This window comes from Yoonia sp. R2331, from assembly GCF_041103235.1.
GTDB lineage: Bacteria > Pseudomonadota > Alphaproteobacteria > Rhodobacterales > Rhodobacteraceae > CANMYO01.
On the sequence record NZ_JBGCUN010000002.1, the window covers coordinates 54,890 to 66,917 of the forward strand.

Sequence of the window (12,028 nt, forward strand, 5' to 3'; positions counted from 1 at the left end):
TACGCATCCGGGGGAACCATTTTCTGGTTCAATCCCCGAAATTTCGGGATTTTGTTTCCTTCCCGTCACAGAACCCCCTTGAAATAAGGCGCTTTTGTGACTTTCGGCCTACTCCGTCGGTGTCACCCCAGCAGCAATCAGCTTGTCTGCTTCGGCCTGAGCAAGGGCAATTTCCGGGAATTGAGCCAGGCTCCCCTCGGTCTGGGTCGCATCATTGAACGCCCTCAAAGCGTCCGCCTCGCGTTCCAGCGCCTGATAGACGACGCCAAGGTGGTACAGCACCGATGGATCATCGGGCAGGCCCTTGGCTGCGTCTTCCAGATACGGCAAAGCCTCTTCTGGGTCGCCGCGGCGATAGGCGATCCAGCCATAAGTATCCTGAAACGCCGGAATTTCGGACCCGCGCAAACGGCGCGCCACGGTATAGGCCCGCTCAAGACTTTCGGGGTCTTCCCGGAAATTAGCCAGCAAAGTCGCAAGGTTGTTGGCGATCAACAGCGACCCCGATGCCCGGTCATAGACCCGTTCGTAGATTTCAATCGCGCCTTCGGGATCACCCTCTTCGGTCAAAACACTGGCCTGCGCCCAGGCGAGCGCCACCGAATTGGGCATAGCACTTGTGGCCCGTTCCATCAGCGCATCGCGCTGTTCTTTGTCGCCTTGCAGCGATGCAATACGGATCAACGTGGTCCACGCGGCTTCCAACTGGTCATTTTCTGCCAACATGTCTTCCATCATCGCCCGGCCTTCTTCGACTTGCCCGATGCCAACCTTGGTCGAGGCGACAATCATCTGCAGGCCTACATTGTCCGGATCAGCGCTCAGACTTTCTTCGGCGAACTCCAGCGCGGTGTCCGCCTCGCCGTTCGCAAGACGGGCGCGCACCAATGCCGCGACCGACTGGATCGACCCATCACTGGCGGCCAATCCTTCGAGGATACCAATGGCATCTTCCACCTGCGACTGCGCCGCAAGACGCGCTACCTCAAAACCGGACGCCACGCGCAGTGCCTGATCCCCACCGATCCGGCGCAGGGTGTCTTCGATCTGTTCGACACGCGGCCAATCTTCGCGCGCGACTTGCACCCGGCCCAACGCCACCAGCAATTCCACATCATCAGGACGTGCCCGCAACGCATCCACCAGCGTTTCCTCGGCCAGGATCAGACGATCCTCTTGGACCAAAAGGCTCGCGAACCGCAGGCTTGGCCCCGGTGCATTGTTCGACGTATCAACTGCCAGCGATACAAAATCGCGTGCCAATTCGTGGCTGCCGCTGCGACTAAAGGCGTCAGCCATCAGCAACATGGCTTCCCAATCGTCAGGATTATTGTCGATCGCCGCACGCAGCATTGTCACCGCGTCATCGGGGTTGTCCTCTGCAATCAACCACGTGGCTTGCATTTTGGTCGCCGCTGCATTGGACGTGTCCGAGGCAAGCACCTCTTCCACCAATCGCCGTGCGCCGACTTCGTTGCCAGTGCCCAACAACATACGCGCCAGCACAACCTTTGCTGTATTGATATCTTCCAACGTGCCGGGGTCTTCAGTCTCTGTGCCGACCTCTGCCAGAACCGCCTCTATCGCTGCGATTGCACCTTCGCGATCACCACCTTCGAACTGGATACGTGCACGTTGTGTGGCCAGAATTGTGACGTTCTCACCAGCTTCCAGCAACCGGTCGATCTCCGCCATCGCGGCCTCTGATCCTTCGGCACCTGCGACCAATTCGATCAGGGTGTTCATCGGGGCCAACTCGCCTGGATTGGCATCAACATATCCGCGCAGGTAGGTAACCGCATCGTTCATCCTGCCTTCGCCAGCATAGAATTGCAGCAATGCGGGCAAGAATTCTTCGCGCTCTGGGAATTGTTCGATCAGCCCGATCAGGCTGGATTCGATTTCTTCGCGTCGATTCAACGCACCAAGCATCTGCAGGCGCATGATCTGCAGCTCGACCTCGTCGCCGCGCCCTTCAATCAAAGCATCCATCTGGGCTAAAGCCGAATCGACGTTTTCTTCATTCATCGCCTGCTGGATCAGAATGAACCGCAGCATCGAAACGTCGGGAAATTCGTCCAACAACGCTTCGGCGGCTTCTGAAGCTTGACGCTGCGCCGCCAGATCTTCGGCATCGCTCGCCGCGCGATAACTTAGCGCTACCTCGGCAACCTCTGTAACCGGATCGTCCGGCAGCAGTTCCGCCAGCTTGGTGCCGTGGCGCTCAAGCTGATCCCAATTCTGGGACTCCAGCGCCAGCAAGGTAAGAGCGCGGCGCGGGTCGGGATCTTCGGGCAGCAGTTCTGCCAAACGCAAGTATTGCGCGTTCGCTGCCCCACCGCGGTTCATGTCCAGCAGCATCTGCGCATAAGCTGTGCGCGCTTCGATGTGCTGCGGAACCAATTCAAATACGTTTCGGAATTCGATTTCTGCGCGGTTGAAGTCACCGTCTTCGATCAGCGCCATCGCGCTTTCGAAATGCTTCTCTGCGCGATCCTCGACGCTATCGCATGCAACAAGAAAAATGCACAGCAACAGCGCTGCGAACGGACGCATCAAATTCGTCATTATATGACCTCATGTTCGGTGCGGGGCGTCTTGCCCCGCTTTCTTAGCAGCCAGTCCCGCGGGCGATGGCAACCAGTGTCCGAAGCATAATGCGAATGTCGCCCGCAAAGGACAAGCTTCTCGCGTAGAGATCATCAAATTGTGCACGTGCGACAAACTCGCTGTCGTGACGGGTCGAAATCTGCCAAAGGCCCGACAGACCCGGCCGCATGTCGAAGTAGCGCACTCCTGTATACTGCGACCGCTGATCAACGGTAAACGGACGCGGCCCAACAAGGGACATGTCACCCAGCAGCACGTTCAGAAACTGCGGCATTTCGTCAATCGAAGTCTTGCGGATCAGGCGACCAAAACGGGTGATACGTGGATCATCCCGAAGCTTTTGGTTCAATTCCCACTCCAGACGCGCATCAGGGTTGGTGGCAAGGTGTGCCTCCAGCAGCGCATCAGCGTTCGGAACCATTGAACGCAACTTAAACAGGCGGAATACACGACCGCCCTGCCCCACGCGTTCTTGCGCGTAAAACGGATTATGCCCATCAAGCGCAACGATCAGGGCGCTCAGGCCAACGATTGTCAGGATGATAGGTGCGAACAGCAATACGATCAGAAAATCGAAGGTGGGCTTCACAAAACGCGCGTAGGCACCGTCGGTTGCACTGGCAGTAGTGACTGATTTGATGGCCGAAAGAATGACCGGTTTGTGGGACGATCGGAAACTCGAAAGATCGTCATCATGAAACGACATAAACTGTTATCCTTAAACACGCCCAAAAATTGGGCTACCTATAACGAACGATCAGGAACGATGTTTCATCAACACCACAAACGGTCGCTTACCATCATCCCCCGCAGCCATTTTATGACCACATACCTTTATAGGCAAATTTTCGCCAAATTTGCAAACAATGCCCTCGGGAAATTCACCTTTTGTTAGCCAGAACTGCAAAATTTCAGCCTTCTGCGCAGAAAATCATGAATTTATGCGCGTTTATGCCATGAAGCAGCCCTAGTTTTTTGTTTCAAGTTACCAGAACAAAGCACTGATTCAGGGAAACTGTGGCAGATTAGGCAACGATCAAATGGTGTTCTGCGAATCGGAACGCTATCTATCAAGCCTGCCACCGGGATTTATGGCAGATATTGCGCAACCAGAACGAGGCATGATCGGCTTGGCCAAGACCGACGACACCGAAAACGCGACCATCTGGTCCAAGCTGTTTGGGCGCAAAGGCAACAGTTTACTGGCGCCACAGCCAGACCCACCCGCGTTTCGGAGCGCGCGTGCGCCCGATGACGATGACGGCAACGCAGCCGATGACACCGAACCTGTAGGCGACTTCTTTTCCACAGGCTTTGGGCTGAAGCGTCGTGCCTTCACGCTCTTGCCCGATCCAGATTTTCTCTATTGGAGCCCGGGACACAAACGCGCCTATTCTGTACTTGAATATGGGATCATGACCCGTGCGCCGATCACCGTGATCACCGGTGATGTGGGCGCGGGCAAAACCACATTATTGCAGGCCCTGCTGGAACGGGTCTCTGACGACACGATTGTGGGCCTCATCTCGAATGCCCATGGCAACCGTGGTGATTTGCTGCGCTGGGCGCTATCTGCCCTCGACGTGCCCAGCCCGCGCGAAGCCAACTACGTGGAAACCTTCCAGATTCTGCAGAATTTTCTGGTCGAGAACTACGCCTCAGGCAAATACGCAATCCTCGTGATCGACGAAGCCCAACAGCTTAGCCCAGAGGGCCTGGAAGAATTGCGGATGCTGACCAACATCAACACCCGCACCGACGAGTTGCTGCAACTCGTCCTGATTGGACAGCCAGAACTGCGCGAGGTGATCTCGCGCCCCGAAATGCGTCAGTTCGCACAGCGGATCATGGCGTCATTCCACCTTGGTCCGATGGATGCCGACACAACCTCAGCCTATATCCGGCACAGGTTGGAACACGCCGGCGGATCAGGTGATCAGATCACCGATAGCGCGGCGGCACTTGTGTACAAACATACCGGTGGCATCCCCCGTCTGATCAACAAATTATGTGATTTTGCAATTGTTTATGCAGCAACGGCCGAACAAACGGTCATCGACAAAACCATCGTTCAAAGTGTGATGAACGATGGCTTGCTGCAAGGTGTAACGTCCGACAGTCCGGACGAGGGTTAGGGTTATGGGTGCACTTGTTCGGTTCTATTGGTCGCTGTTTCTGCGCCGCTTGCCTGTCATGGCAGTCCTCTTCATCCTCTTCTCTGTCGCAGGCCTTGCTACCGCCTGGCGCCTCCCCCCCACTTACGAAGCCTCGGCCCGGCTGATCGTCGAAACCCCGCAAATCCCCGATGAACTCGCCGCTTCAACTGTCCGCATCTCGGCCACCGAAGAAATCGAATTCATCCGCCAGCGGCTTTTTACCCGCACCAACCTTCTGGAAATTCAGCAGCGGTTGAACGTGCTGGCCGACACCAGCAACATGTCCCCTGACCAGATCGTGTCAGAGATGCGCAGACGCACTGACATCCGCAGCTTTCAAAGCGGGTCAGGTGGCGGTCGCGGCAGCGCGCGCCCAACGCTAGTGACGGTCAAATTCGAAGCCCGCGATGGCCGGATTGCGGCCAACGTTGTAAATGAATTCGTAACCCGCATCATTGACGAAAACGTTAGCCTGCGGACCGACACCGCCGAAGATACGCTCGACTTTTTCTCGCAAGAGGTCGAGCGCCTGACCAGAGAGCTGGATGACCGTAGTTCCGCGATCTCCGAATTCCAACGCGAAAACAGCGATGCGCTTCCCAGCGATCTGTCGTTCCGCCAACAGCGCCTGTCCCTGCTCGAAGAACGCATTGCGACCTCTGAACGCGAACGCACCAATCTGAACGAACAGAAAGAGCGTATTCAAACCGCATTCGAACGCACCGGCGGCCGCCCTGTTCAGCAGCAAAACTCCACCGAACAGCGCCAACTCGCCTCGTTGCGCACGCAGTTGCGTCAGGCGTTGACCGTCTATTCAGAGACCAACCCAAATGTTGTCTCGCTGCGCAATCAGATTGAATTGCTCGAGGCGCAGCTGGCCGCCGAGCAAGCGCAACCGGTGCAAACCAATAACGCCGCAGAACTGGTGTTCGAACTTCAACTGTCCGAAATCGACTCGCGTGTTGAACGCATCAATGAAGAAATCACGCGCACCCAGCTGCAGATTGCCGACCTGACCGAGAGCATTTCTCGCACCCCCGGAGTGGCCGTGACACTAGATGCGCTTCAACGTGACTACGAAAATGTTCGGTCCCAATATGACCGTTCAGTGGCCAGCTTGGCGCGTGCCAACATGGGTGAGCGGATCGAGTTGACCTCGCGCGGCCAGCGCCTGCTGTTGATCGAAGCGGCGCGCGCGCCCGATGAACCCAGCAGCCCCAACAGACCACGTGTTGCGATGATGGGCATCGCACTTGGCCTGGGTTCCGCTGCGGCCTTCTTTGCACTGCTGGAACTGATCAATCGCACGATCCGTCGCCCGGTTGAACTGACGAATGCTTTGGGCATCACACCAATCGCCACGATTCCCTTTATCGAAAGCCGGGGTGGCCGCATCGCGCGCCGCTCCTTCAAGCTTCTGGCGATATTGGTGCTGATCGTCGCCATTCTCGCCAGTATCTATGTGGTCGACACTTACTACATGCCGATCGAACTAATCGTGCAAAAAATCATGCGCAGGGTTGGGTTGTGAGCACCCAAGCCCCGCACCAATAAAGAGGCCCGCGATGGAAAAGCTGCAAAAAGCGATTGCCGAAGCGCGCAAATCCCGCGCTGGTGCCAGCACTGGCAAAACCGCCGGTGCGCCTGGACGGGGCAAACCGCAAGGCGCTACGTCAGAGCGTGGTGAAACGCTGTGGGACGACATCAAGCAGATGAACCCTGACGCGCGGCACATGACTCGCAACCGGATCGTGTCGCACAAGGCCGATACTGCGTCGTCCTCCTTTGACGTGCTGCGCACCAAGGTGATGCAACAGATGCAGCAAAACGGCTGGAAACGCCTGATGATCACCTCACCGATGCCCGGATGTGGCAAGACGACATTGGCCGCCAACCTCGCCTATGGTGTCTCTCGGCAAGGTGCGAAATCCGCGATTCTGATGGAATTTGACCTGCGCAAACCAAACCTGTCCAACATTCTTGGGGTCAAACCCAATCACGACATCCGTGACGTATTGACAGGGCAAGTCTCGTTTCAGGATCAGGCCTTGCGGATCGGTCAAAACGTCGCTGTTTCAATGGCATCGCGCCGATCGGCGGACCCAACCCGCTATCTGACCAGTGATGAAACGCAACACCAGCTGCGCGCCATCGAAGAGGCATATGACCCCGACATGATGATCTTTGACATGCCGCCATTGCTGGTCAACGACGATGCCCGGTCATTCCTGCCCTATACCGATTGTGTGCTGCTGGTAGCTCGCGCCGAATCCTCGACCAGCAAACAAATCGACGTCTGCGAAAAAGAAGTGGCAGAGCAGACAAACGTGGTCGGTGTCGTGCTGAACCATTGCCGGTTCGTGGACGAGACCCAAGGCTACGGATACGGCGGCTACTGACGCAAAAGACCGCGCAGATAGGCACCATAGGTGTTCTTGCCGAACATGTCTGCGCGCGCCTCCAGCGCTGCATCATCAATCCAGCCCGCCTCATAGGCGATCTCTTCAGGTGATCCAGTCTGCAGTCCCTGCCGATCCTGCAAAGTGCGCACAAAATTCCCTGCGTCCAGCAGTGACGCATGTGTGCCCGTATCCAGCCAAGCAAAGCCGCGACCCATCTTTTCGACCGTTAGCAGCCCGTCGTTTAGGTACATTTCCAGCAGCGTAACAATCTCCAGCTCGCCACGTGCCGACGGTTTGACCGCGCGCGCACGTTCCGGCGCACTGCCGTCCAGAAAGTACAAGCCCGTTACCGCATAGGGTGACGGCGCGACCTCGGGCTTTTCGATGATTGCCTTGACCGTATCGCCCTCAAAATCGACGACGCCATAACGTTCAGGATCAGACACGCGGTAGCCAAAAACCGTGCCGCCTTCAGCCTGTAGATCGGCCTTTTGCAGGCTATCGGGCAATCCATGCCCAAAAAAGATATTGTCCCCCAGAACCATCGCACTGGGCGCGCCATCCAGAAAGTCTTCGGCCAGTACATAGGCCTGTGCAAGCCCATCAGGGCTGGGCTGTACAATCCAGGTCAGGCTGATCCCCCATTGCGATCCATCACCCATAAGTCTCTGAAATTGAGCCTGATCTTGTGGCGTTGTAATCATCGCAATCTCGCGTATCCCGGCCAGCATTAGGATGCTGAGCGGGTAAAAGATCATCGGCTTGTCATACACCGGCAAAAGCTGCTTCGACACCGCAAGCGTCATCGGATAAAGCCGCGTGCCGGACCCACCGGCGAGGATGATCCCCTTGCGCTGCGTCATGCGTCTGCCTCCATTACCTCTGCCACAACCCGCGCCAACGCTGGTTTCCATGCAGGTGGTCTAATCCCGAAAGTGTCCGTCAACGTGGCGCAATCAAGCCTTGAATTGGACGGCCGCTTTGCCGGTGTCGGATAGGCACTGCTGGGAATATCCGTCACGGTCACCCGCTGGCCGCTTGCCGCAAACACCGCGCGGGCGAAATCCGCCCAAGAGGTGCTGGGCTGGCCGCTGAAATGATAGGTGCCCACTTTGCGCGCATCATCCAACTGCGCGGCAATCTCCAGACAGGCCGCCGCAATCGCATCTGCGGGCGTTGGACCAGTCACTTGATCAGCCACCACATTCAGCGCATCGCGCGTGGCCCCCAACCGCAGCATCGTCTTCACGAAATTCGCACCATCGGCGGAAAAGACAGCCGCCGTGCGCAAGATCACTGCCCGCCCGCCCGCCGCGCGCACAGCAACTTCGCCCGCCAGCTTGCTGCGGCCATAGGCACCCAGCGGGCCGGTCGCCGCATCCGGCGCCCAAGGCGCGTGACCACTGCCATCAAACACATAATCGGTCGAGATATGCAAAAACGGGACGTCGCGCGCCGCACAGGCTGCCGCCATATGGCCGGGTGCCGTTGCGTTGATCGCCGTCGCAAGCGCCTCGTCTTCTTCGGCCCGGTCCACAGCCGTGTAGGCCGCAGCATTGATCACCGCATTTGGCGCACGCGCAGCGATCAACTCTGCAATCGGGTCAGGCTCTGCCAGATCCAGCGTTTCGCGACCCACGCAATCTGCGCCCAAACGCCCCAGCGCCAGCGCCACCTGACCGGAGCGTCCGAACACCAGCACACTCATGCGGTGCCCAGCCGTTCGCCCACGCCCGCGCGGTCCATCAGCCCTTGGAGCCAATCGCCGTTTTCCAGATACCATTCAACCGTCAGCCGCAGCCCTTCGTCCACAGTCACGGACGGGGTCCAGCCCAGTTCCGCCTGAACACGGCTGGCATCAATGGCATAGCGCTGATCGTGGCCGGGCCTGTCGGTAACAAAGGTGATCTGGTCGGCGTAAGGGTGATTGGCCGGACGCAACTCATCCAGAATGGCGCATAACTTGTGGACCAGGTCGATGTTCTTCACCTCGTTGAAGCCACCAATATTGTAGGACCGTCCGACCTGCCCCTTGTCGAGCGCCAGCAACAGCGCTGCGGCGTGATCCTCGACATATAGCCAGTCCCGAATATTTTCGCCCTTGCCATAAACCGGGATCGGCTTGCCGCCCAGCGCGTTCAAAATCACCACCGGGATCAGCTTTTCAGGAAACTGATAAGGCCCGTAATTGTTTGAACAATTGGTCACGATGACCGGCAGGCCATAGGTCTCGGCCCATGCCCGGACAAGGTGATCTGACCCCGCCTTGGACGCCGAATAGGGGCTGCGCGGATCATAGGGCGTATCTTCGGTAAACATCCCCGTGGCACCCAACGACCCAAAGACCTCGTCGGTCGAAATATGGTGGAACCGAAACGCCTCTAGCTGGCCCTGCGCCATCCAATAGGCGCGCGCTGCTTCAAGCAGCGTGTAGGTGCCCATGACATTGGTCGACACAAACGCTTCTGGCCCGTCAATCGACCGGTCCACGTGGCTTTCAGCGGCCAGATGCATGACAGTGTCCGGCCGATGTGCCGCAAAGATGCGGTCCATCGCGGCGAGGTCCCGGATGTCTGCCTGTTCCAGCACATAGCGGTCGCTTGTCGCGGCCTCTGCCACGTTGTCCAGGCAGGCCGCATAGGTCAGGCTGTCGACATTGACGACCGCATCACCGCGCGCAATCGCCTGCCGCACCACGGCAGACCCGATGAACCCCGCCCCACCTGTCACCAATATCTTCATGTTTGATACTCAAATGGGCTGTCAAAATCGGCCAATGCAGGTGCTGCGGCATCTTTGTCAGACAGGACGGGCGCACCCTCCAGCGGCCAATCCACGCCACAACTGTCCCAATGCACCCCGCCATCGGCATCGGGTGCGTAAACGTCAGAGCATTTGTAGATGATCTCTGTCATCGGCTCCAACGTGACAAACCCATGGGCAAACCCCTCTGGCACCAGAAGTTGCGCGCCATTGTCAAAGCTCAGCACTTCGCCGACCCATTGCCCGTAGGTCGGGCTGCCTTTGCGGATATCAACGGCCACATCAAAAAGCGCCCCGCGCCCACAGCGCACCAGCTTGGCCTGCGCATAAGGCGGCGCTTGAAAGTGCAGCCCACGCAACGTTCCTGTCGCTTCACTCAGTGAATGATTGTCCTGCACAAAATCATAGGACAGACCCGCTTCATCCAGTGCTGATTTCTTCCAGCTTTCGCTGAAAAAGCCGCGCGCATCGCCGAAACGGCGTGGCGTAATCTTCATTACACCCGGCAGGCTTGTCGCTTCAATCTTCACACATCACATCCAGCATTGGTTCGCGGTTCCCTTGGGTGGTCGGTGATCGGCCGCGCTATTGCAAGTCCGACCAGCCCTACCCCCGCGCCATCGTGACCCATGCGCACCACCGTTCAGGACCTCCGATAAACCGTCAACGCCAGCACAGCGCCTGTCAAAAAACCGCCCAAATGGGTCTGCCAGGCAAGATGTCCGTTCAACGCCCACCACATGACAATATTGATCGCAATCAGTAGGCCCGCCATGCGGATTACAGGTCCAATCCCCTCGCGCAGATCAACCCGGTCCAGATAATTCCATCCCAGCAAAGCCCCCGCCAAACCAAACAGCGCGCCAGAGGCACCAACCATTGGCTGCGGTGTCTGCGCCAACAGCGCATAAGCAACAGCCCCACCCAGGATCGAACCACAATAGATCACCAAGAACCCGCGCCCGATGACACGGTCCATCACAGCACTGCCAAGGCTGAAAAGCGTGATCATATTGACAATTAGATGCCCCATCCCCCCGTGCAGAAACCCATAGGTCAAAAACATGGTTGCCGGTTGCGCGGCATAGTTAGGCCGCCAGTTATCTAACAAACCGGGCCAGAACCCGGCGTATTCATAGGCGCGTTGCCGCAGCCGGACGTAATCAATGACCTGCCAATCCGATAGCGTCAGCACGATTTCGATCAGGCAGCACAAGCCAATCAGCGCCGCCAGAACGACCAATTGCTTGGCCGTGCGCGCGGGGTCCGGGGCGGCTTGAGGATCGGGGGTGGGGGACAACGCGGTCGCCTTGAACAAATGAACTGCGCCAAGATTAGGGGCAAGCAGCGCGCGTGCCAAGCGAATGCGCGCTTGACGGTTCGCCCTGAAACCGGAACACTTGGGGGTGATATTGTCACGCACAGCATTTAAGGCCCGCGCTTTGGACACGCATACCATGCCAGCAAACGGCCCCGTCGGACGCTCCGGCGACGAAGGCGAAAAGACCCGGCCCCCTGCCGTGACGATGCGCTATGAAACGCTGGCTGACCTCTTTGCTGCCATCCCGCAACTGGCCGAACTGACCCGCGACCGCCCGCGCCCAAACGAAGACGCGCAAGATGTGCTGTTTCGCCTGCGCCGCTCCAACACCCCCGAAGAGGCGATTACCTTTACCGCCTTTGCGTTTGTGCCAAAATTGGCGATCTGGTGGGGGTATGAATGCCTTCGTTCAATCCCAGAGGTGCTGACCCCGCTCGACCGCGAGATGATGGATGGCATCGCTCAATGGATCGGGCAGCCAACGATGGAAAACCGCCACACCCTGATGCGAGAGGCGCTTTGGGCCACCGAAAAGTGTCCCGGTGTGCATCTTGCATTGGCGGTGGGCTGGTCCGGTGGCTCGATTGCACCCAATGACCCGGCATCCGTACCATTGCACCGATGCCCCCGCGCGATCAACACTGCGGTTTTGTCCTGCCTTGCGCAGGCCAACATCAGCCGTCGCACGATCTATTTGACGCGGTTTATGGACGTGGCACAATCGCTCTTCAAAGTGTATTGAACCGTCAACACACACCTGAATCGCCCGGACTTCC

The 12,028-nt window shown here is 57.9% G+C and carries 11 protein-coding genes; 4 read left to right on the plus strand and 7 right to left on the minus strand.

From position 1 onward, the window contains the following. Nucleotides 1-108: 108 nt before the first annotated feature. Both AB3Y40_RS15130 and AB3Y40_RS15135 read right to left on the minus strand, forming a co-directional pair. Nucleotides 109-2,568, minus strand: a complete 2,460-nt coding sequence (locus AB3Y40_RS15130) for a tetratricopeptide repeat protein (protein WP_369439710.1) — start codon at nt 2,566-2,568, stop codon at nt 109-111. Between the two features lie 43 nt (nt 2,569-2,611). Then, complete coding sequence (locus tag AB3Y40_RS15135) at nt 2,612-3,316, minus strand: sugar transferase (protein ID WP_369439711.1); 705 nt, start codon at nt 3,314-3,316, stop codon at nt 2,612-2,614. A 415-nt stretch (nt 3,317-3,731) separates the two neighbouring features. On the opposite strand from AB3Y40_RS15135, the gene AB3Y40_RS15140 reads away from it, so the two are divergent. From AB3Y40_RS15140 to AB3Y40_RS15150, 3 genes are read left to right on the plus strand one after another with little or no spacing between them, the layout of a single operon-like run. Continuing rightward, nucleotides 3,732-4,745 (plus strand): ExeA family protein, encoded by a 1,014-nt coding sequence (locus tag AB3Y40_RS15140; protein ID WP_369439712.1) that lies wholly within the window; start codon nt 3,732-3,734, stop codon nt 4,743-4,745. 4 nt (nt 4,746-4,749) lie between these two features. After that, complete coding sequence (locus AB3Y40_RS15145; RefSeq protein WP_369439713.1) at nt 4,750-6,297, plus strand: GumC family protein; 1,548 nt, start codon at nt 4,750-4,752, stop codon at nt 6,295-6,297. Nucleotides 6,298-6,331: 34 nt separating this feature from the next. Then, nucleotides 6,332-7,165, plus strand: coding sequence for a CpsD/CapB family tyrosine-protein kinase (locus AB3Y40_RS15150; protein ID WP_369439714.1), 834 nt, complete (start codon nt 6,332-6,334; stop codon nt 7,163-7,165). On the opposite strand, the gene rfbA is transcribed toward AB3Y40_RS15150, so the two are convergent. From rfbA to AB3Y40_RS15175, 5 genes are all read right to left on the minus strand, one after another. Beyond that, nucleotides 7,159-8,031, minus strand: a complete 873-nt coding sequence (gene rfbA / locus AB3Y40_RS15155; protein ID WP_369439715.1) for a glucose-1-phosphate thymidylyltransferase RfbA — start codon at nt 8,029-8,031, stop codon at nt 7,159-7,161. The genes AB3Y40_RS15150 and rfbA overlap by 7 nt on opposite strands. Beyond that, entirely contained in the window at nt 8,028-8,876 is an 849-nt protein-coding gene (rfbD, locus tag AB3Y40_RS15160) for a dTDP-4-dehydrorhamnose reductase (protein ID WP_369439716.1), read from the minus strand. Before rfbD ends, rfbA begins: the two co-directional genes overlap by 4 nt. Continuing rightward, nucleotides 8,873-9,910, minus strand: coding sequence for a dTDP-glucose 4,6-dehydratase (gene rfbB / locus AB3Y40_RS15165; RefSeq protein WP_369439717.1), 1,038 nt, complete (start codon nt 9,908-9,910; stop codon nt 8,873-8,875). Before rfbB ends, rfbD begins: the two co-directional genes overlap by 4 nt. Continuing rightward, entirely contained in the window at nt 9,907-10,461 is a 555-nt protein-coding gene (rfbC, locus tag AB3Y40_RS15170; RefSeq protein WP_369439718.1) for a dTDP-4-dehydrorhamnose 3,5-epimerase, read from the minus strand. Before rfbC ends, rfbB begins: the two co-directional genes overlap by 4 nt. A gap of 113 nt (nt 10,462-10,574) precedes the next feature. Then, nucleotides 10,575-11,231 carry a rhomboid family intramembrane serine protease gene (locus AB3Y40_RS15175; RefSeq protein WP_369439719.1) on the minus strand — a complete coding sequence of 219 codons (657 nt, stop codon included), beginning with the start codon at nt 11,229-11,231 and terminating at the stop codon, nt 10,575-10,577. 157 nt (nt 11,232-11,388) lie between these two features. On the opposite strand from AB3Y40_RS15175, the gene AB3Y40_RS15180 reads away from it, so the two are divergent. Then, entirely contained in the window at nt 11,389-11,994 is a 606-nt protein-coding gene (locus AB3Y40_RS15180; RefSeq protein WP_369439720.1) for a DUF6931 family protein, read from the plus strand. Nucleotides 11,995-12,028: the final 34 nt, after the last annotated feature.